This is a genomic window from Ruegeria sp. BA2 (genome assembly GCF_056539605.1).
In genome coordinates, this window is sequence record NZ_JBQFVE010000002.1 from 405,161 (window position 1) to 426,928 (window position 21,768).

Sequence of the window (21,768 nt, forward strand, 5' to 3'; positions counted from 1 at the left end):
TAGGCTCAACCTTCATTCGCGCAAAGCTTGATCCTTGATTTTCAGAACAGGTTGGATTAGGTAATCAAGCACTGATTTTCGACCCGACAAGATGTCGACCTGAGCAATCATACCAGGAATGATTGCAACTGCGACCCCACCTGAATCCAGCATCGTGTCTGTGGTCTGAATCTCAACTACGAAAACCTCTTCTTCGCTCCGTTCTGAACGCGTAATCGTGTCTGCCCCTATTCGGATGATTTCGCCATCCAGGCTGCCATAACGCGAGAAATCATACGCCGTAATCTTGATTTTCACCTTTTGCCCGGCGTGCAGGAACGCGATGTCCTTTGGCCGGACATAAGCTTCGACCAACAAGCGCTCGTCCAAAGGCACAATTTCGATCAGCTCCTCGCCACTTCTTGCCATCCCGCCAATCGTTGTCTGATGAATCCGGTTTACGACACCTCGAACCGGCGACCGAATTTGTGCCCGAGATGCACGGTCGCGCAAGGCGGGCAGGGCAGGCTGCAGTGCAGCCAGTTCTGCCGAAACCAAGGCCAAATCCGTCAATGCAGCACTGCGAAAACGGCTGCGAGTCGCTCGGACCTTGTCATCAACCTCTTCAAGTCCAGCCTTCAATCGGCTGACGACTGCCTCGGCCCGCACCTTGCGACCCTTCCATTCCGCCTCGCTTCGGCGCAGGGCCAAAAGCGTTGTTGCAGGCTCCATTCTCTGTTCCACCAGTGGCACCATGATTGCCCGTTCTTCGGCCAAGACACTCAGCGTTTCTGTTGAAGTTACCTGGTCAACCAAGCCTTCTTCATACTCGCGTTGCCTCTGTTCGCGCTGCCTGGAGAGAATTGCAATTTCGGCTGACAGTTCCGTTTGTCGTCCGTGATACAAAGCTGTTTCAGACCGAACCACCTCCGGCGCACCCGTCATAAGCGTCTTGTCAAACTCAAGCTCAGTCCCGTCGATTTCGGCCCGTAATCGTTGCGCGCGCGCCATGAGCCCGTAGACGCGTTGTTGTTCCTGACTTAGCTCCCGTTCAATCTGGTTGGTATTAAGTTCCATCAGCAAGGTTCCAGCTTCTACTACCATACCCTCGCGAACTTGCACGGACTGCAAAACGCCTGGCTCAGTCGCTTCGATAACTTGGATATCCCCAGACGGAACGATACGACCATCCGCCCTCACGACATCATCCAGTTCAGTAAAGTGCGCCCAAATAACCGCGCTTGCCAGACAACCGAGGATAAGCAACAGCAATAGTGAACCCCGTATGGGCGCCTTCCCCTGCAACTCGCGCGCAAGGCGCTCCAAATCAGGATGCTGCGACATTCAGATGACTCCCAGAGGTGCGCACTTGGCGTGTTAGGATGTTTTTGGCGCCATCCATAGCAACTTTACCGTCTTCTATAACGATGACCCGATCGACCAATTCCAGAAGACTAGTCCGGTGCGTAACGATCACCATCGTTGTATCTGGTGTTGTTTCTTTCAGCCGACCAATAATTTCGGCTTCGGATTTGACGTCCATCGCGCTTGTAGGCTCATCCAGCAACAGGACAGGCGGGTGGCCAATGAGTGCGCGGGCCAGCGCAATCGCCTGCCTCTGACCACCGGAAAGACCTTCTCCACGCTCAGCAATCTGCTGGTCATAGCCACGTGGGTGCCGCGCGATGAAGTCTTCGACACCGGCGATACGTCCAGCATGGATCAGTTCGTCATCACGCGGACGTACAGACCCGCTGGCTATATTGTCGCGTACCGTCCCAGAGAAAAGCCATACATCCTGCAGGACCGAACCGATGTTTCGTCGCAAGTCCCCTGGATCGATCTGCCGTATATCGAGCCCGTCCAACATCACAGACCCGACCCTCGGTTGGTAAAGGCCAAGCAGCAACCGAGCGATCGTGCTCTTGCCTGACCCGATCTGGCCAAGGACCGCTACTTTTTCGCCAGGCTCAATTGAAAAGGAAACACCTTTCAGTGCGTCATCGGATTGGTCAGGATAGGCAAAGTAGACGTTGTTGAACGTTATGCGCCCGGAAAATTCAGATCGGCTTATCCAGGATCGACCGGCAGGCCGTTCATTGCCAGCCTGCATCAATGCATTTAGATTGCGATAAGCGCTGCGGGCCTGATTGACACGTGTCAGGGTTTGCGCGAGCTGACCAAGCGGTGCCAACGCGCGACCTGTAAGCATAACAGTTGCAACAAGCGCGCCCATGCTTGTCTGACCGTCCGAAATCAGGAACACCCCGTAGAACACGATAATCACTTGCGCCGCCTGTTGCGTGAAGCCTGTCAGATTCAGGGCAAACTGAGTCACAGCTCTGCTGCGTGCTCCGTGGTTTGATTGGCGTTTGATGGCGCCTTCCCACCGCGCCCGCATCTGGCGCCCGGCTGAGGTCGTCTTGATGGTTTCCAAGCCAGACACCGCCTCAACCAGAACTGATTGTTTGGATTGACCTTCGGAAAAGCTTTGCTCTGCAAGACGTGACAGGATTGGCTGGACGGCCAATCCGCTCAGCAAGACAACAGGTACAGCAAGCGCCGGAACCACCGCTAGTGGTCCGCCGACCAAGTAGATCGTGAAAATAAACACGGCAATGAACGGAAGATCGACGACAGCGACAAGTGTCGCAGACGTAAAAAACTCTCGCAGTGTTTCGAATTCGCGAATTGTGCTGGCCATGGCACCGGTGGAGCCCGTGCGCGACGACATGCGTATATTCAACACCTGGTCAAAGACCCGTCGTCCCATGGACATATCCGCATTCTGACCAGCGCGATCAATGAAACCTGCCCTCAGAAGTTTCAACGTGAAATCAAAGATCAACGCTAAGCCGACCCCAAGCGTCAATGCAATTAGCGACTCGGTCGCTTCGTTTGGCAAGACCCGGTCATATACGACCATGATGAAGACCGATGTTGTAAGTCCCAAGATGTTCGCCATCGCGGCGGCTAGCGCGACTTGAACATATGACCATCGGTTTGCGGCAAGCGCGGACCAAAACCAGTGCCCACCTTGCTCTGTCGTTGGGTTGGTCGCTACGTCTCGGTGCATTGCCCGAAATAGCAGCGCATAGCCTTTATACACCTTCGACAGATAGCTTTCGGCAACTTCGCCAATTCCGTCATCCAACGCTGGGTCAAAAACCAATAGGTCGCCAGAGGGAGAGCGCCCATGATAAACAACCGCCCGATCTCCTTCCAGCAGTAGAATCGCGGGGGCTAATGCCGCATCAAAGGCAGACAGCTTGCGCGCACCAAATCCGACCTGCAAGCCAACACGTTGTGCGACGCTCATCGCATCACGCACGGTTACTTCACTCGCCTCGCCAGACTGTGCAGCATGTAATGCCGCCACAGTCAATGGTCGGTCAAGCACAGTGGCAACATGCAACATGCAAGCTTCCAAGTCGGTTAACTCAGCACACTTTTTCCTCATAGCGATCCGTTCCATGTGTTCAGCGTGATCCCAAGCAAATCCAGAATGTCCCCGGTCAGGCTCAGAGCAGCATAGTTCGTCAGGAAGAAGCTTTGTTCGGCCAGGATCAAGCGCTCCTGCGCGGTCACGTAGTCACGCTGCGCATCCAGAATCTCGATCAAACTTCGGCGCCCGATGGTAAATTGGGCCTGCGCTGCAGCGACACTATCGGCATTCGCTTTCACCGCGACCCGCGCCTCGCGGAGGCGTTCGGCGCCTGCCTTTTGATCTGATCTGATAAAGCCAAGTTCACGACCAATTTCACGGATCAGCACTTCGCGCTCTGCCTCGGCCTGATCGACTTGTGCCGCTGCGGCGGCAATCGCCGCACGACGCTGTCCTGTGCTGTCCAGTTCATAGTTTACGGAAAGGTCGACACCAAAGTCAGCCTCATCAAAATCATCGTGATCTGCAAAAGCCGCAACGCGAATATCAGGTTGACGACGTGCTTGTGACGCAGCCCACTCCGCGCGGGCAGCGATCACCGTTGCATCCGCTCGCCGGACCTGAGGGCTGTCTAATACAATCTGCATATCACTTCGCTTGAGATTCGGAGCGGGTACCGGCGACGGCAACTCTCCCGGAGGTACGCCAAAGACCTCTCGAAAGCGTGCCTCTGCGCGATCAACGCGTGCCTGCGCATCTGCAAATTGAGTTCGTGCATCGGCTGTGCGCGACTGCGCCGTCAACAAATCCGCATTTGAACCAAGCCCTCCGGAGACGCGTTCTGTAATCTGCTGCGCAATGTCTTCATGGACAGCAACGTTTTGCCGTGTGATCTCCAAAAGCTGTCGCCGATCCAATACCATGACGTAGGTTTCTATCGCTGCCAAAGCCGTGGCCGATGCAGCTTGCAGCTGATTGCCCCGACTTTCAAAAACACGTGCGCGTGCGGCGGCCAGTGAGTTCGCCGTAGCCCCCCCGTCATAGACAAGCTGGGAAACTCTTAGGTACGGAGATACCTCACCGTTGTTGGAATTCGTTTGAGTTGAGCGCGCATTTAATCCCAACGAGACTTGAGGCAGAAACGCACCGCTTGCAGCATCCTGATTTGCTTGCGCGATCCCCAACTGAGAGGCGCTGTCTGCCACGGTTGGGCTGGTCTTTACGGCCTGCCGCACTCGTTGACCAAAAACACTCTTAGTAAGGGTGCTCGAAGAAGCAACTGCACCCGCGCCAGTAGAACCGGACGCAAAAGATGTTTCAACCTTGGACAGATCTGGTGTCGGCGCACATGCAGAAATCAATAGGGGCATAGCCAACAAACCCAAGACGCCGATCCCACGCTTAACCCATTGCATGGAGCACCTCGGCGTTGCTTTTGTTTTTCAGAACGTCTTCTGCAATCGCGTTCACAAACCCACCAAAGGTGTTACTTTGAGTTTTAGTCTTCGAGATTGTCTGCTTCTGAACGCGATACAGCCAAGTGCAATGAGATAGAGACAGTTGGTGGGCATGAAGCAGCTGAAGCGCGCCGCTGGAAAACAGGCTAAGCTTGAATGCCTCGGGCAACCGTTCTAGCCGTTTTGTGTCGATGCCCCACAAACCATCAGGAAAAGTGATTTCTTTCTGTCCAGTCAGCGGTTCAAATAGCTCCATCTCAGCGATCAAAGCGCAGATTTTTGCTGTTTTGATAGCGGAGGCATGGCGTGTTTGTAGAAAGCGCCGCACATCACAAAGATCCGGCGTCAACACACCATCTTTGGTAAAAAAGGGATCGTCGCGCGCGTCATCTGTGACAAACCCTGAGTCCTCATCAACAAGAAGACGGCTCTGGCTGTTGCCGCTGGTACAAAATTCGGCTTGGAACGGAAAGCAACGCAACGCAGATGGAACGTAAGGTGCAAGCCAACGTCCGTTCGGGTCAATGAATGGTGACGCCATTCCTGAGGCGACAGAGAGCAATACGACTGGTCCAAATCCTGATCGGTTCAAACGGAACACAATCGGGAAGGATGTCGCAATCTGGGGAACCTCCGCGATAACGATGGGGCATGCGTCCATATGCTCCGCGAAATGGTATGATGTGAAGCGCCGCCAGTATCGTGTCTGGTGGCGTTCGAGACTGACGGGGAATAGGCCGTTCTCTGCCATGTGATCCTCTTGTGCTGGGGTAGAGAGGCCACGATTGCGGCCCCTCCTTAAATTGTGCTCGCCGTTCAGGCAGAGGCGCCAGTTGGGTCCGTGATCAGGATGTTGTCGGCGGTCAAACCACTCAGATCTGACAAGCCGTCAAATTGTGCGATGGTTTCTACCGATGCCGAGCCCGGACCAGAATAATCCACTTTGACAAGAAGGCTGTCAGTGCCGTCGGTTGCGAGCAAATACAACTCATCGCCCGCTTGCGCTCCATTCAGATTCTCGGCTGCAGTGGCAATCGTGCTCTGGCTAAGATCGGCCAGTGCTGTCTCTAGCCCGACGAACCCGGTGTTTATGCCGATTGTATCGCCCACCAAGAGCGTTTCGACACCAGATCCATCTCCACGCAAAGTTGCAGGGTTCAGACTTTGGAACATCAATGCATCTGAAACATCTGCTGCAGGGCCCAGTGTGAAACCACTAATACTGTCAATGCCATTTGCGGAAGGGTCTGCCTCAAAGACAACCACATCTCGACCCCCACCGGTCAAATCGATTGTATCATCGCCTTGATTGCCTCGGATGACGTCATCAACGTCCGATCCCGTGATGATATCGTTACTATTCGTACCGAGATGGAACTGCGATGGTCCTCCGTCTGGCGTTATCATTGTCAGTACAATGGGCTGGGCCGCATCTTGGATCGTCATGTTGAATGTCACCACGGGCTGCGACAGATCCCCATAGCTCGTGGCAGCGCCTGCAAAACTGATTGCGGACGCTCCATTCGGGTTGGCTAGAAAGAGGTTGAAGTCTGGGTTTTCGGTCTCGGAGCCTCCGTCATAAGTGGCCACCAAAGGGTCGAATCCCAGCTCAGCAGTAAAGGCCAGCCCGCTTGAGATATCGCGATCAGGGTCGGCGTATACCTCAAATGTTACTGTTGTCCCGCTGCGCCCGGCCTCGACAATGGTATAAGCTGCAGGGACATGAGCGAACGCTTGCTGGGAAACAGGATCAGGGTCGCTACCGCCCGAAACAGAGGCCTGCGCAGCGATATCAAGGGTATCGCCAGCTTCGATTGCGGAAAAATTCGCTGCAGGAATGGATAGACTCCAACTGCCATCGGCCGCGACTGAGGCGGTCCCGAGTGAGGCTGAGTTGAGGGTGACTTCAACTGCTTGCCCGGCCGCCAATCCAATGGAACTTCCCGTTACCGTCAACCCGCTGCTTTGTGCATCGCTGAGCGAGACCGCTTCGTTAGCACCTAGTTGATCAATATAGAGAATTGGTCGAAAATCAGTTGTCAGTGTTGTTGTAGCATTGGTTGCCGGGTTTCCAGCTGCATCCTGTACTGAGGCAGTCACTGTAAAGCTGCTACTATCTGCCAATACTTTCAGATCAGCCGAAGGCACGTTTGTGCTCCAAGTCCCGCCTGAAACAACCGCCGTGTAGCTCTGGCCATTCAGGCTTACAGAGACAGTCTGCCCATCCTCTGCGTTTGTTGTCCCCGATATGCTGAGATTGGAACCTTGTTCGATAATATCCAAGACCGATCCAACCGAAAGCGGATCCAACGCGAGGGTTGGCGCCGTGAGATCGGTTCCAAAGCTGGTTGTCGCGGTGTTGGTGTTACCTGCCGCGTCTGCTATCGAAGCGTTTACATCATAGGTTTGACCGTCTTGCAGGCTGCTCAAGTTGGCGGCCGTCGCTGTGTAGGCCCAGGTTCCACTATTGACGGTTGCTGTGCCTGCGACCAACACGCCACCGCCAGATTGAATGATTTGAACGTTAACTTGCGTACCGTCGGCAGTATCCGAGGTTCCTGATACGATCAAATCAGTCGCTTGCTCGGCCAAATTCACCACGGCCCCATCCGATAATGATGTAATCGCGATGGAGGGGGCGGTGAAATCGGTATCAAAACTTCCGGTCGCTTGAGGCGCAGGGTTACCTGCCGCATCAGCAATATCCGCTGTCACGGTGATCGTCGACCCGTCTGCCAACGCTGCCAGATCGGCCGCAGGGACAGTCACCGACCATCCCCCGCCTGCCGCCTGTGCAGAGTAGGTTTGACCGTTCAGGTCTACTGTAACTATCTGACCATACTCTGCAGATGTGGAGCCTGTTACGGTCAGATCAGTCCCGCGTTCCGCCGCATTCATGACGGCCCCATCCGAAAAACTGTCGATACTCAGAGACGGAGCTGAAACATCTTTGGATAAGCCAACGCTGGCTTGCGGGGCCACAAGGCCGTCCGCATCTGTCACATCCGCAGTAATGCTAAAATCACCACCATCGGAAAGTGCCACGAGATCCGCTGTCGGGATAGTCACACTCCAACCGCCACCTGAGACCGACGCAGTGTAGGTCTGACCGTCCAGGGTCACGGTAACTTGCTGCCCGTCAGTCACGTTTCCGGTGGTACCGCTTACTGTCAGGTCCGAGCCCGCTTCGACGGCGTTCAAGGCAGATCCTACTGGCAGCGGTGTGATAGCGATTGAGGGGCCTGTTAGGTCAACGGGTACGGATACCGAGATAGGTGTCGCCTGATTACCTGCAGCATCGCTAACCGATACGGCGACAGAAGCGGGCACGCCCGTTGCCAAGCCCGACAGATCGGCATTGGGAATGGTCACAGACCAAAGACCACCAGTCACCGAGCCCAGATAGTTCTGACCTTCGAATGACACTGTAACCACCTGACCATTTTCGGCGGTAGACGTACCTGTCAGGATGAGATCACCAACCACATCTGCCAAATCGATGGAGCCACCCGCTACTGGATTGAGCGTAAGACCGGGGGCGATCAGATCAGTGTCAAAACTGTTGCTGGCCTGAGTTGCCGGATTGCCTGCCCGATCCGACACATCTGCGGTTACCGATATGTTGGACGCGTCCGGAAGGGTGGCAAGGTCAGCCGCAGGGACTGTAACGCTCCAACCGCCACCTGAAACCGTGCCGCTATAGGTCTGACCACCCAAAGTCACAGTCACTGTTTGCCCATTCTCTGCGTCCGTGGTGCCTGAAATCTCAAGGTTTTCTGCTTGCTCTGAGGCATTCATGACTGCACCGGCGGAGAAGTCAGTGATTGCAAGGGTCGGCGGCACGGTATCAACATCGAACCGGGCCGTATCAACCGACAATTCCACACCGTCGCCATCAAGATAGCGCACCGAAACGTCCGATATCCCCTGCGGCACACCGGAAGCATCAGCCTGTGTCAGCGAGACGCTCCAACTTCCGTCGCCTGCTGGGACAGCCGTTTTGGTTATCGAACCTATGGTGACCTCAACCGTATTGGTTCCGTCCGGCGTTGTTGTCTGGCTGCTGACATTGTTAAGCGCATTTGATTGGAGCTCAGCCAGATTAAGGCTGGGTGGTCTTGGCGGTTGAGGCACAGTTTCGATTTCATCGCCACCATCATCATCGTCACCACCTCTGCCGCCTCCGCCGCCAGCGGCGGCGCCAGCTATTCCAAGCCCACCCAATGCCAGCCCGGCACCGCTGATTCCACCCGAAGCAGCGGTTGCACCAGCGGCCTCAGCCCCCGCACTGAATTGAGCAATCTCTCCGACCACATCGTCAGCGACCAGGATTGCGCCGTTTTCCAGAACCTGTACGTTTTCGGCAGCAACGACGATCGTCCGACCATCCGTCAGTTTCAATTGAACGTCGCCGTTCGAAAGCAGCTTGGCCGACCGCACGCCGGGAAGTGACTCGGCAAATTGAAACGACGCCAGCTGTTCATCAGTAGCCTGCGCAAGGGCAGGCAGCGCCAACAGTGTTGAGCCAAGACCACCAGCAATCCCGCGTCCGGTCCAACGCTTGAGCTTCTTGCCGATCCATTTTTGGATATTGCGCTTGCGCGGTTCATCGGGCTGGCCCTTTACAATCGATTTGCCGGCCGAAACGGTATCTTTGGTCATTTTGCCCTCTCACTTGTCAGACGCCTTTGGGCGCGCGTTGCGCTGTTTCCGGTCCGAAACTATTCATCGGTGTTGCGATCAGATTTACCGTGCGACCGAACCGAAAAATTTGAGTTAATCTGAAACTGAAGTCCTTGTTTTCACCACATTTCTGCTCTGGTTCAGGCCTGGGCATCGTTTCATCCTGTTTTTGTTGCCAGGGGTGGCAGGGGGTAACGGGCGATGATGCTTCAATTCGAAAGAGTGGTTGCAACGGGGACCGCAGCGCTCGATTCAGGTATCGGCGATACGGCTTTAAAAACGTTTAACGGTGAAACGTATCTTTACAGCATGACGGGCACCGGTGGCGGGATCGTATCTTGGCAATTGGTGGAATACGCAGCTCCGCAAGAGCAGGATCAGCAGTACTTCGACGCGACGATTGTGCATCAGGTTGGTCGAAGCGGTGTTCCGATCCGGCTGGCAGGCAGTGATCAGCTTGTTTTGGATGTTGATACTGCTACCGGCCTAATCGGATATGATCTGAACCCCGATGGCACTTTCGGGACGCTTCAGGAAACAGGAGTTCTGTCGGGGGGAGGTGACATCTCTGCAGCCGTACAGATGTCGATCGGCATTGGCGATCTTCTTACATTGGCGCATGAAGATACCAACCAGATCGGAACTTACATCATCAACGCCGACGGTTCTCTAAGTCTGGCAGATAGCATTGGTGTAAGTGCGGATGCCCTGCACTCGGTTCAGTCAGGTTCGAATCAATTTGTCATTGCCGTCGACACAGTGGGTAGCACGCTCTCTTCATATCAAGTCGATCAAAGCAGCGGCGGTTTGTCAGCAGTCACTGGCAACGATGGCATTCAAACACTCGGGATCAACTCGCCAACCGCGATCGAAGCTTTTCAGGCCTATGGACAATCCTGGATCATAGTGGCCGGGTCTGGCAGCAACTCACTCAGTGTGATGGAGCTGAGCAGTACAGGACAGCTGATACCAACAAACCATGTCCTCGATTCGCTGCATACTCGGTTTGCCTCGGTACAAGATTTGTCGGTTGTTCAGGTCAACGGCAGGGTGTTCGTCGTGGCCGGTGGCGGGGATGACGGGATTACTCTGTTCACCATGACTCCGGACGGGCAACTCATCCATATGGATAGTTTTGCCGATACGTTGGAAAGCGGCTTGCAGAATGTTCAAACAATCAGCATTGCGCATATTGGCGATGAATTGCAGATTTTCGCAGCCTCACAGCAGGATGCCGGCCTTACGCAGCTTAGTGTGTCGCTTGGCGAACTTGGAGAGGTTACAGAAGGGTTTGGGATCGTAACGGGAACCGCGCAAGATGACATGCTGAAAGGGGGAATATTGGATTCGACCTTGAATGGCGGGGCAGGGGACGACATCCTGATTACGGGTACGAGTACCACGACTATGACAGGCGGCGCCGGGGACGACATTTTTGTTATTCGCCAAAGCAGCGGGCCAACTGTAATCACGGATTTCCAAGCCGGTAGCGACCGGTTGGATTTGTCCAACTATCCTTTTCTCCGTACGCCTGCTCAGCTGGAATTCACTTCAACCATCAAAGGCGCCCAAATCGTCTATCGGGGTGAAACAATCGAACTTGTCTCGGATACCGGAGATTCGCTGACTAGCGCGCAAGTTTTTGGAGCAGGATTCGTTGGGCCAGACCACATCCCGGTGGATCTGGGCAGTGGACCAGACAACAATTCCTCCGATGGGTTGGCCGGAACATTCACGCTAAACTCGGCCTCATCAAATCCAGCACTAAGTGATGCTGAAATCCGGTTCACCCCTGACGGAGGTTTGGCAGTCGTAGCCCAGGCCAATGCGCAAGGTGAGTTCGACCTTGATATACCTGACGGTTCATTTCCCGGTCATCTGGGCATCATCAAATCTTACTCGACCGCAAGCCAAGAGATCACAGCTCTGGATGCATTGCAGGTGTTGCGCATGTCGGTCGGTCTCGACCCTACGTGGGGTCCGGCAGAGGCCGAAAACTTCATTGCGGCTGACATCACACGCGATGGGTTCGTGAACGCATTGGATGCGCTGGCGATCCTTCAAGTCGCCGTTGGTCAACCCACCGAACATGATGCAGAATGGATATTTCTGGACGCAAACGCAGATCTGTCCGGGATCTCACGAAACAATGTCACGTATGAAACCGGAGCGGAGGTCACCATAGTTGACGGGGATATTTCGATTGACATGACTTCGATATTGTTAGGAAACCTCGATGCCGTCTAAGCCAATTCAATTAGAACTGGCTATTCCCTAAACGCGCGATAGAAATAATCAGCCAGGGGTTTGACCAGATAAGACAGCGGAGTCCGCTCGTCCGTTTTAATCATGGCTTCGACAGGCATGCCTGGCAACAATTCCTGCCCGTTCAATCGGTCCAGCTGACCGTCATCGGGCACGACTTCGGTGCGATAGAACGTGAAACCGCTGGCCTCATCAGTGAAGGTATCCGCTGAAACGTTGATAACATGCCCGTCTAACTCGGGCGTATCACGCTGATTGAAAGCCGGAAAGCGCAGCGCAACCTCCTGGCCGCGATGCAATTGATCTACATGTAACGCGTCTACGCGTGCAGCGATCAGCAGGGGTGTATCCTGTGGCACCAAGTACATCATCGGTTCACCCGGCTGGATCACCGACTGGATAGCAAAGACCTGGCTATCATAAACAGTACCTGCGACGGGTGCACGAATGTCGAGACGCGACAATCGTTCGGTCAATGACAAACGACGCTCTGCCAATTCCACGGCGCGGGACTGTACGTCTCGCAGTTCGGTGATTGCTTCTTCACGTCGCGTGGCCTGCAGTTCAACGATCTGAATCTCGGTCGTTGCAATCTGACCAGTCAACCGCGCCACAGTAGATTCGAGGCGGCCGATCTGACCCGTAAGATTTGCTTCTTCTCTTTGCAGCGCTGAAACGCGGCTGGCCTGTGTCAGGCCACGATCAAGCAGACCTTGCTGGTCCTTTAGTTCTGTCCTGATCAACTCAACCTGAGTATTCAGCGACGTAAGCTGCGCTTGCGTTCCTTCAATCTCATTTTGAATCTGGATTTTCTGCTTGCCCAACTGGTCAATCTGCTGAGTCAACGTGTCGAGCCTCGCGTTGAACAAGCGTTGCTGGCCTTCCAACAGATCATCATCGACAGATTCGCGCGCTTTCAGCTCCTGTAGACTTTGACCAAGCGCGTCTGCATCTTCACCGTCTCGCTCGGCTTCCAATCGGGCTTTGCGTGCCAGCAGTTCGAAGAGTTGCGATTCAACAATCGTGTTTTCAGAGGCCAGAAACGTGTCGTCGAGCCTCAGCATCATGTCTCCGCGCGCAACCGCGTCTCCATCCCGCACGAAAATCTCGCCTACGACGCCACCATCAGGGTGCTCGATGACCTGGCGATTGCTCTGCACTTCAACAACACCTTGCGAAATGATCGCGCCGGCAAGTTCGGTACGGACACTCCATACACCCAGGCCCAAAACCAATACGGCCAAAGCCAAAAGGCCCACGAAAGCCGGAGCTTTGATGCTCCAAACAGGACGAGAATTCTTTTTAGACATTATTCACCCACCTTATTCAGGTGTCGTTTGATGACATTGGCGTTTTGTACCATCGTGTTCAGAACCTCATCGCGACCACCGGACTTTACGATCTGGCCTTTTTCGACCACGACAAGATCATCGCACTCCGAAATTGCCTGAGGCCGGTGCGTCATGATTATTGTAGATTTGCCCGCTTTCTTAAGTTCACGCACAGCGTTGTTCAAAGCGAGGGTACCGTCCGCGTCGAGCGCCGAGTTCGGTTCATCCAAGATCAGCAGAACCGGATTTCCATAAAGCGCCCGCGCCAATGCAATCCGCTGTTTTTGCCCGCCTGAGAGTTGACTGTCGTTCCCTTCGAGAAAGGTATCGTAACCTTTCTCTAGACCTAAAATAAGATCGTGAGCATTGGCCGTTTTGGCAGCTGCAACAACGGCTTCTGGATCAGGGGTCTGGGACATTCGCGCGATATTTTCAGCAACGGTTCCATTAAACAAAGTTACCTGCTGGGGCAGATATCCTATATGCTGCCCAAGGTCGTCAGGGTCGTACTGATCGAGTGTAGCGCCGCCTAGACGGATTTCACCTGCAGCGGGAGCCCATAGTCCAAGCAACGCTTTGGCAAGCGTCGTTTTCCCCGAACCGCTTTTGCCAATGACACCAAGCGCTCTACCAGGTTTTAGTTCTAGTGCAGCGTTGCGCAATGTCGGAGCCTTAGCACCCGGGGGAATAACGGTTAAACCGCTTGCCACTAGATGAGCCTTGGGGATCGGCAGTTTGATGCGAGTCTCTTCCGGAGGAGTCGAATCAAGAAACGTATTAAGTCTGATCCAAGCAGTTCTTGCACGTTCGATCATCGCCCATTGGCCAACAGCCATTTCAACAGGTGCCAATGCGCGCCCAAGCAAAATCGTACCTGCGATCATTGCACCAGGCGTCATCTCATTGCGCAGCACCAACAGCGCACCCAATGCCAACATCGCAGATTGAAGAAACAATCGTATCGATTTGGTCAACGAGGTAAAGCTACCCGTCCAATCGCTGGCAGATATCGACTGGGACAGTGCCTCGGTGCGTTGGGTCAACCAGCGTTTTGAAACATCTTCTTGCATACCCTGAGATCTGACAACTTCAGCAGCCTGTCGGGCGTGTTCAGAGAAGGCATTGGCTTTGGCTGTTGCTACCTGTGCTTCGGCTACCTTACGGTGGGTCAATGCCTGGTTGAGCAAAGCGATCACGACTAAAAACGTACCACCTGCCACGGCCAGCCAGCCCAACAACGGATGGAACAAAAAGATAGCAGCCAAGAAAATCGGCGTCCAAGGGATATCCATAACCGCAAGCAAAACCGGCGAGGCACACAATGATCGGATAGATTCCAAGTCGCGCAGTGCGGTCGCTGGAGCAGATCGTATCTGTGGGATTAATGCGCGCCGCATCGTTCCCTCGAAAACGCGCTCATCCAGCGATGACTGGAAACGAGCCCCGAACCGAGCGACAATCCGACCCCGAGCGTAATCCAACATCGCCATCAAGGCATAAAGTAGCGCGACCAACAGAAACAACGCCGACAGCGTCTCGACCGAACGGGATCCAAGTACGCGATCATAGACCTGCAGCATGAACAGTGGCCCGGTCAACATCAGGAGATTGACGAAGATGCTAAACAAGAAAGCCAACGCAATGAAACTATTCCCCTGATTACGTACCTTTCGCAGTTCGTGGCGCTGAGGCGGGGTGTTACGATTCTTCAAACTCAAGCGTTTCGGCCTTTGATTGCTCACAAATGGAACTCGTCAAAAGCCAATCTTCTTCATCCCGAAGGCGGCCTGACATTTGCTAGAACTATATCTGCGTGCCTGAATAGGAACAACGTGAGTTTCGTGCGTTCCGAATTGATTAGGCGGTTAACGTGCCGTCTTCGAGGTCAGAACGGCAGGAAAGCGCCGAAGGCATTTGGGTAATTTCCTCAGCCCGCATGTATTAGCTACACAGCGTTGGTCGGTCATTTGTGCTGGTTCGTTCCTGCTTTGTTATCTGCTTGCGTTGCGCAAACCACTTGGACTGTCACAAACAGCCAATTGAGTGGAGGTGATCTCTACGCCCCTCCGCTACTTACTCCAATCGAACGACCCCGAACCCTGAAGAATTATCTACGCACGGACAATATGCTGATCTGTCGTGCGGAATTTCCCACGGGTATCGAGTAAGAGTTTTGAGTGCTCTTTGATTAATTCATAATCAAAAGCATCGTGATTGGTTGCCAGAATGATTGCATCCTGTTCCGCCAGAATTTCTGGGGTTAGCGTTACAGATGATAGCTCGAAGAAGTGCTCCCGCATCGTGGGGAAATCTGGAACATGGGGGTCCGAGTAGCTGAGATCACCCCCGTTGTCTCGAATCAATTCCATCAGGGTGACCGAGGGGCTTTCGCGCATGTCATCGACATTTTTCTTATATGCGATACCCAAAACCATGATCTTGCTGCCACGAACCGCCTTGCGACGCTCATTCAGTGCGGTGGCAAGTTTACCGAAGACGTATTCCGGCATGGCCGTGTTGACTTCACCCGCAAGTTCAATGAATCGGGTATTTATTCCGTATTCACGGGCTTTCCAGGTCAAATAGAACGGATCGATCGGAATGCAGTGCCCACCAAGGCCTGGACCTGGATAATACGGGGTAAATCCAAAAGGTTTGGTTGCCGCCGCATCGATCACCTCGAAGATATCAATACCCATCCGGTCGGCTACAATTTTCATCTCGTTGACGAGACCAATGTTTACCGCGCGGTGGATATTCTCCAGAAGCTTGGTCATCTCCGCTGTCTCGGTGGAACTCACCGGAACAAGCTTATCAATCGCGTGCTCATAAAGCGCAATACCTGCTTTCAGGCAGGCGTCGGTGTGTCCACCCACAACTTTTGGGATTGTATTCGTGGTAAAATCCGGGTTGGCAGGGTCTTCGCGCTCGGGTGAGTAGACGGCAAAAAGGTCCTCACCAACCTTAAGCCCATTTTTTTCGAGTCGCGGCAAAACCTCTTCTTTGGTCGTGCCAGGATACGTCGTGCTTTCGAGAGCGATTACCTGACCCGGGCGCAGATGATCAGCGATCTGATCGCAGGTATCCGTAACAAAGCTCAGATCAGGCTCGCGATATTTGTTCAAGGGTGTTGGCACACACAGCATGATGCCATCAGCCTCAGCGATACGTGAGAAATCGGTGGTGGCTTCGAACCCGTTTTGCCGTGCTTCCGCGATGCGGGCATCATCGATATGCTCAATCGAACTATGCCCTGAGTTCAAGTCCTGTACTTTCGTGGCATCCAGATCGAAGCCGATGACACGATATCCGATCTCGGAATATCTTAGCGCCAGCGGTTGCCCGACATATCCCAGCCCTACAATGCCAATCACCGCCTGCTTCTCGGAGAGCTTTGTTAGCAGGTTCTTTAGTGATGTCTGTTTCATGAGAAATAGCTCTTTAACTGTATCTGCCGGGAAAGATGGTTGTAACTCGAATGTGAGTTCGCGTCTCTACTAGTCGCTTCAACGAAAAAGGCAATGGGTATTTGCTCGGCCAGAGGACATGGACGGCACTTAGGTCTCAATTGGCACCAGACATCCAACAGTGCTTTGGCTTCAAGAATTCGCGTGGTATGTTCCGCAACCTTATGTTAGCGCGGTGTCAAAACAACACTTGGATGGAGCTACCGTGAAAATCGCAGTCGTAGTAGGCGCTCGCCCTCAGTTTATCAAATTGGCACCGGTGAGTAAGGCGCTTCGCTCGCTGCCCGGAATGACTGAGATTCTAATCCATACGGGGCAGCACTATGACGATTCAATGTCAGGCATTTTTTTTGATGAGCTAGAAATAGCAAAACCCGATATCAACCTCTCGGTGAACTCAGCCGGTCATGGTGCCATGACCGGTTTGATGATGCAAAAGCTTGAACCAATCATCCAAGAACATAATCCGGACGCACTGCTCGTATTCGGTGATACAAATTCAACATTGGCGGGAGCACTAGTAGCTTCAAAGCTCCATATCCCTGTCGCTCATGTCGAGGCGGGATTGCGCTCATTCAATCGAAAGATGCCTGAGGAAACGAACAGGGTGCTGACGGATCACGTTTCTGACCTATTGTTCACGACATCGGCTGATGCGATCGCGAATCTACGAAGAGAGAACATCCCAGACGACAAAATCTTTGGAGTCGGTGACGTAATGTACGATGCCGCCCTGCACTTTGGTGAAAGGGCAGGGCAGAAATCAACAATTATGAATGAGATTGGGGTCAAACCGAAAGGCTTTATATTAGCCACGGTTCATCGCGCTGAGAACACGGATTCCCCCGCGGTATTATCAAATATTGTGGATGGCCTTGAGGCTGTTGCAAGACACCACCCAGTAGTCTTGCCGTTACATCCTCGTACAGCGGCGAGGTTGAAAGATATTGGACGTCAGTTCGAAAATGTTCGGACAATAGAACCGGTCGGTTATTTGGACATGGTCGCGCTAGAAAGCAATGCAATGCTGGTGGCCACAGATTCCGGCGGCGTGCAAAAGGAGGCATATTTTTACGGTGTCCCGTGCGTCACGCTGAGAACAGAAACAGAGTGGGGCGAGCTCGTGGATAGCGGATGGAATCGTATTGTGCCACCTTTAGAGGGGGATATTGAGCACTCTATTCTGAACGCAATTGGGACCACAGGAGAACAAGAAAAAATCTACGGTGATGGAACCGCATCTCTTCAAATAGCACAGATTTTGGCCTCGCGATTCTAAATAACTTCGTAAAGCGTTTCCAATTTCTTGGTTTGTGCTGGCCAACTGTATGATTCCCAAAGCTTCTTCTTGTTTTCAGGAGTCAAACTGTAGCGTTCGGGATTGTCCAAGACATCCTGAATGGCGTCCGCAATACTCTGAGGATCAGTTTCGTCCATGGCACGGCCGAAGCCGAGCGACTCGGCAAACTGGCGCATCTCTGGAAGATCTGAAACGCAGATTGGGACACCCGCAAATGCAGCCTCAAAAAGTTTGTTTGGCATAGCATAGCGATGATTTAGCGACACGTCCTGAAACGGGCAGATTGCAAGGTTCGCTGTACTAATCGCGACCGGTACATCAGGAGCAGCCACGGGCGGGAGCAAAGTGATCCGGTCATCCACTCCAAGGTCACGAGCCACTTTCATGAACCATTTGTCATTTCGATGATGTCGCGGGCCCATTGTCGCCAACTTAACACCTGGTAGATGAACAAGGGCCTCTAGCACTTTGTCCAAACCCCGGTGTGACATCTGAATACCGCCTGTAAAAATCACCAAAGGTGTTTCATCTGCAACTTTCGCCTGAGCTCGAATCGAAAGCTGAGCCAAAGCCTGGCATTTGCGTCTTTCCATGTATTCGACATCGATTTCTGGGGCATTGAGTATCAGGGTTGGCTGGTCCCTGAAGCGCTCGGCATACAAGTCCGCAATTGACGACGATACTGTAATCATGTGGTCAACAAGTGGAAGGCAATCATCTTCGAGCTTTTCCGCAAAGTTTGACCCATCTGCCGGGTTCTTCGTCGCGCGAGCCGGTTCATACTCATGCGCGTCGTATACAAGCCTGGCCTGAAACCGGTTTGCAAGGACCACACCAGCCGGGAGACAATAGATGTCATGAGCGTGGATGACATCAGGGGTTTCATCAAAGTCAATATGGCTGATATTTTCCGCAAATATCAATGAACTAAGCTGATAGAGCTCTCGGAACTTCTCTCTTACCTCCCGAGCACTCGGACTAAGTGACTTTAGCTTTTGTGAGGCTTCACCGAATCCATGCTGGAATCTAGATTTCCAAAGAAGTCGTTTGTGGGCAAACTTTCTCTTGCGCCGCTCTCGGCCATCGTGGGTCTTATAGTACATAGGATCAAGCATTTGCACTTCTTCGTCCGTGAAGTACGCACTGAACCAAGCTTTGAGTTCATTCAAATTCGCTGCAGCCTCGACATAAGGCTTTACCCGCAGTTCCACCTCACTCGATACACGTTCGAGAAAGAAAAAACGCTGCAACATATCTTCACTGATGTGCTCAGGCGATTGCCAGTTAAAGCGAGTGACTCTGATACCATCAATATCGTCTTCTTGTGGCAATCCGCCCGGCCAATCACAAAAGATGCGAACTTTGTGACCTGCCGCGTGCAGCGCACGCGCTTCCTTCAGTACTCGCGCGTCTGCAGTTATCTCATGGTAAGTTAGACAGAAAATAGTTTTCCGATATTCGCTGGGGGTGCCTGACATGAAGCAAAGACCAATCTAGCTTTAACAATTCTGGTCTGCTCTAACAGAGGATGATATGGGTTTCCAGCGCGATCGAACGGCCCTCGTCTATTGACTTCCCGGAAAATATCTTGGATGCGCAAAGGCAAATTTTGAGCACGTGGGACGCATGAAATGAGCAACTTTGCACTGATTGGAACCGCCGGATACATCGCTCCGCGCCACATGAAGGCGATAACGGATACTGGCAATACTTTGCTGGCAGCTCTGGACACGAGTGACTCGGTCGGCATTATCGATAGCCATTTTCCGGATGCTCATTTCTTCACCGAGTTTGAACGTTTCGACCGCTATATGGACATGTTGCGCCGCAGTGAAAAAGGCAAGGTCGACTATGTCTCGATTTGCTCACCTAATTATCTTCATGACAGCCACATGCGATTCGCCCTTCGGTCTGGTGCTGATGCGATCTGTGAAAAGCCACTGGTCCTGAACCCCGAGGATATCGATGGCCTCGAGATGATCGAGAAAGCGACAGGTCAGACGGTTAACACCATTCTGCAGTTGCGGGTTCATCCCTCGATCATTGCGCTGCGCGAAAAAATTCAAAATAGCCCCAAGGGCACCAAGTATGAGGTCGATCTGACGTACATCACGTCGCGCGGACGCTGGTATCTGGAAAGTTGGAAAGGGGATGTGCGCAAATCCGGCGGTATTGCGACCAACATTGGTGTGCATTTCTTTGACATGCTGCATTTTCTGTTCGGTGATCTGCAGGAAAACCGGGTTCACATGAATGCCCCCACAAAGGCCGCCGGGTATCTGGAGTTCGAGCACGCTCGGTGCCGTTGGTTCTTGTCTCTGGACATCAATGACGTTCCCACTGAAGCACGAGAGAACGGGGCCAGGACATATCGATCGATTACAATCGATGGTGAAGAGATCGAGTTCTCTGGCGGGTTCGCTGATCTTCACACGCGCAGCTACGAAGAGATCCTGAATGGCAACGGCTTCGGTCTAAATGAAAATCGTCCGGCGATTTCAATGGTCAGCCATATCCGCAATGCACCGATTGAAACCAGCAAAGGCGAACAGCACCCGAAGCTGAAGACTGGCAATTCTTAGCTGTTTGACGTCACTCGGTTTGCTGGCCATGTGAATATCGGCGGATACAGAATGGCTTGAATGGAAGCTCATGCAGTGTTTGTTTGCACGGGTGGCCTGAGCCGAACGAGTTTAGGTTAAGGAATGGCTTTGAATACAGTACTCCTGTGCTGAGCTTCCAAGAATAAAGGGCGTCCGAAGAAACATGCAGTTTATTGACCTCGCAGAACAACAAAAGCGCATCAAAGATCAGTTGGACGCGCGCATGGCAAATGTGCTGGCGCACGGGAAGTACATTCTCGGCCCCGAGGTTGCCGAGCTGGAAGAACGACTGACAGCGTTCACGGGCGCAAAGTACTGCATTACCTGTGCCAACGGGACGGATGCGTTGCAGATCGCCCTTATGGCGGTAGAGGTTGGGCCGGGGGACGAGGTCATCACGCCCGGATTTTCTTACATCGCGACAGCCGAGGCGGTCAGATTATTGGGCGCGGTGCCGGTTTATGTCGATATCGACCCGAGCAGCTATAATCTGGATCCCAGCAAGCTGGATGCCGCGATCACACCGAGAACGAAAGCCATTATTCCCGTATCGCTTTATGGTCAGCCCGCTGACTTTGAACGCATAAACGAAGTTGCCTCAAAGCACGGCCTGCCAGTGATTGAAGATGGTGCGCAGAGCTTTGGGGGATCATTGCAAGGGAAACGTTCCGGGAACCTGTCCACGATCTCGTGCACCAGTTTTTTCCCGTCTAAACCGCTTGGATGCTATGGAGATGGTGGGGCTATCTTTACCTCGGATGAGGGCCTGAGCGTTGTTCTTCGCCAGATTGCGCGACACGGACAAGACCGGCGCTATCACCACATCAGAGTCGGCGTGAACAGCCGTCTCGATACGCTTCAAGCGGCCATTCTGCTCAGCAAGCTTGACATCTTCGAAGATGAATTGGAGCTGCGAAACACCGTCGCTGACCGATACAAGTCGCTGCTGAAAGACACCAACATCGCAGCGCCAACGCTGATGGAGGGGGCCACCAGCGCGTGGGCGCAATACACAGTTCGCGTTGATGGGCGAGACGATGTGCAGGCCAAGCTGAAAGAGGCAGGCGTGCCAACTGCAGTGCACTACCCACTGCCGTTGAATAAGCAACCCGCCGTATCTGACCCCAACGCAGATCTTCCTGTGGGGGATCAGGCTGCCGCGACCGTTATCAGCCTGCCGATGCACCCGTATCTGCCGTCAAATACGCAGGAAAAGATCATCGCGGTCTTGAAGCAAGCGATCTGATCATCGCTGCAATTCTTGTTGTCTTCCCTAAGCGTCACACCCTTAAGGAGAG

At 53.3% G+C, this 21,768-nt stretch carries 13 protein-coding genes; 4 read left to right on the forward strand and 9 right to left on the reverse strand.

What is annotated here, in order from left to right; translation table 11 throughout:
* Positions 1 to 12 precede the first annotated feature (12 nt).
* From ACR0NN_RS06505 to ACR0NN_RS06525, 5 genes are all read right to left on the reverse strand, one after another.
* Positions 13 to 1,323, reverse strand: a complete 1,311-nt coding sequence (locus tag ACR0NN_RS06505) for an HlyD family type I secretion periplasmic adaptor subunit (protein ID WP_170723334.1) — start codon at positions 1,321 to 1,323, stop codon at positions 13 to 15.
* Complete coding sequence (locus tag ACR0NN_RS06510; RefSeq protein ID WP_480684154.1) at positions 1,307 to 3,397, reverse strand: type I secretion system permease/ATPase; 2,091 nt, start codon at positions 3,395 to 3,397, stop codon at positions 1,307 to 1,309. Before ACR0NN_RS06510 ends, ACR0NN_RS06505 begins: the two co-directional genes overlap by 17 nt.
* A 38-nt stretch (positions 3,398 to 3,435) precedes the next feature.
* On the reverse strand, positions 3,436 to 4,599 hold the full coding sequence (locus ACR0NN_RS06515; protein WP_480684155.1) for a TolC family protein: 1,164 nt from the start codon (positions 4,597 to 4,599) through the stop codon (positions 3,436 to 3,438).
* A gap of 166 nt (positions 4,600 to 4,765) precedes the next feature.
* A complete protein-coding gene (locus ACR0NN_RS06520) occupies positions 4,766 to 5,572 on the reverse strand; it encodes a SapC family protein (protein WP_170723337.1) in 807 nt (268 codons plus the stop codon).
* 65 nt (positions 5,573 to 5,637) lie between these two features.
* Positions 5,638 to 9,483, reverse strand: a complete 3,846-nt coding sequence (locus ACR0NN_RS06525; protein ID WP_170723338.1) for an Ig-like domain-containing protein — start codon at positions 9,481 to 9,483, stop codon at positions 5,638 to 5,640.
* A 222-nt stretch (positions 9,484 to 9,705) separates the two neighbouring features.
* Between ACR0NN_RS06525 and ACR0NN_RS06530 the strand changes: the two genes are divergently transcribed.
* Positions 9,706 to 11,751: a M10 family metallopeptidase C-terminal domain-containing protein gene (locus ACR0NN_RS06530; RefSeq protein ID WP_170723339.1), complete on the forward strand. Its 2,046-nt coding sequence runs from the start codon at positions 9,706 to 9,708 to the stop codon at positions 11,749 to 11,751.
* 20 nt (positions 11,752 to 11,771) lie between these two features.
* On the opposite strand, the gene ACR0NN_RS06535 is transcribed toward ACR0NN_RS06530, so the two are convergent.
* The 3 genes from ACR0NN_RS06535 to ACR0NN_RS06545 form a co-directional block, all read right to left on the reverse strand.
* Complete coding sequence (locus ACR0NN_RS06535) at positions 11,772 to 13,079, reverse strand: HlyD family type I secretion periplasmic adaptor subunit (protein ID WP_480684158.1); 1,308 nt, start codon at positions 13,077 to 13,079, stop codon at positions 11,772 to 11,774.
* Positions 13,079 to 14,818 carry a type I secretion system permease/ATPase gene (locus tag ACR0NN_RS06540; protein ID WP_170723341.1) on the reverse strand — a complete coding sequence of 580 codons (1,740 nt, stop codon included), beginning with the start codon at positions 14,816 to 14,818 and terminating at the stop codon, positions 13,079 to 13,081. The genes ACR0NN_RS06535 and ACR0NN_RS06540 overlap by 1 nt, the downstream gene beginning before the upstream one ends.
* Before the next feature lie 393 nt (positions 14,819 to 15,211).
* Positions 15,212 to 16,528 (reverse strand): nucleotide sugar dehydrogenase, encoded by a 1,317-nt coding sequence (locus ACR0NN_RS06545; RefSeq protein WP_170723342.1) that lies wholly within the window; start codon positions 16,526 to 16,528, stop codon positions 15,212 to 15,214.
* A 244-nt stretch (positions 16,529 to 16,772) separates the two neighbouring features.
* Between ACR0NN_RS06545 and wecB the strand changes: the two genes are divergently transcribed.
* The gene (gene wecB / locus ACR0NN_RS06550; protein WP_170723343.1) at positions 16,773 to 17,846 is read left to right on the forward strand and encodes a non-hydrolyzing UDP-N-acetylglucosamine 2-epimerase; all 1,074 of its coding nucleotides are present in this window, start codon (positions 16,773 to 16,775) and stop codon (positions 17,844 to 17,846) included.
* Here wecB and ACR0NN_RS06555 read toward each other — a convergent pair.
* A complete protein-coding gene (locus ACR0NN_RS06555; RefSeq protein ID WP_170723344.1) occupies positions 17,843 to 19,345 on the reverse strand; it encodes a glycosyltransferase in 1,503 nt (500 codons plus the stop codon). The two genes, wecB and ACR0NN_RS06555, sit on opposite strands and share 4 nt — an antisense overlap.
* Before the next feature lie 153 nt (positions 19,346 to 19,498).
* Here ACR0NN_RS06555 and ACR0NN_RS06560 point away from each other — a divergent pair, with 153 nt between their 5' ends.
* Together ACR0NN_RS06560 and ACR0NN_RS06565 are read left to right on the forward strand one after the other, a co-directional pair.
* Entirely contained in the window at positions 19,499 to 20,449 is a 951-nt protein-coding gene (locus tag ACR0NN_RS06560) for a Gfo/Idh/MocA family protein (protein ID WP_170723345.1), read from the forward strand.
* Between the two features lie 184 nt (positions 20,450 to 20,633).
* Entirely contained in the window at positions 20,634 to 21,716 is a 1,083-nt protein-coding gene (locus tag ACR0NN_RS06565; protein WP_170723346.1) for a DegT/DnrJ/EryC1/StrS aminotransferase family protein, read from the forward strand.
* Positions 21,717 to 21,768 lie beyond the last annotated feature (52 nt).

Bases quoted from the DNA above. Each gene is read 5' to 3' on its own strand.
- ACR0NN_RS06560 (WP_170723345.1), top strand. From the start codon at position 19,499: ATGAGCAACTTTGCACTGATTGGAACCGCCGGATACATCGCTCCGCGC.
- ACR0NN_RS06565 (WP_170723346.1), top strand. From the start codon at position 20,634: ATGCAGTTTATTGACCTCGCAGAACAACAAAAGCGCATCAAAGATCAG.
- ACR0NN_RS06510 (WP_480684154.1), bottom strand. From the start codon at position 3,397: ATGTTGCATGTTGCCACTGTGCTTGACCGACCATTGACTGTGGCGGCA.
- ACR0NN_RS06530 (WP_170723339.1), top strand. From the start codon at position 9,706: ATGATGCTTCAATTCGAAAGAGTGGTTGCAACGGGGACCGCAGCGCTC.
- ACR0NN_RS06520 (WP_170723337.1), bottom strand. From the start codon at position 5,572: ATGGCAGAGAACGGCCTATTCCCCGTCAGTCTCGAACGCCACCAGACA.
- ACR0NN_RS06535 (WP_480684158.1), bottom strand. From the start codon at position 13,079: ATGTCTAAAAAGAATTCTCGTCCTGTTTGGAGCATCAAAGCTCCGGCT.
- ACR0NN_RS06545 (WP_170723342.1), bottom strand. From the start codon at position 16,528: ATGAAACAGACATCACTAAAGAACCTGCTAACAAAGCTCTCCGAGAAG.
- ACR0NN_RS06555 (WP_170723344.1), bottom strand. From the start codon at position 19,345: ATGTCAGGCACCCCCAGCGAATATCGGAAAACTATTTTCTGTCTAACT.
- ACR0NN_RS06525 (WP_170723338.1), bottom strand. From the start codon at position 9,483: ATGACCAAAGATACCGTTTCGGCCGGCAAATCGATTGTAAAGGGCCAG.
- ACR0NN_RS06505 (WP_170723334.1), bottom strand. From the start codon at position 1,323: ATGTCGCAGCATCCTGATTTGGAGCGCCTTGCGCGCGAGTTGCAGGGG.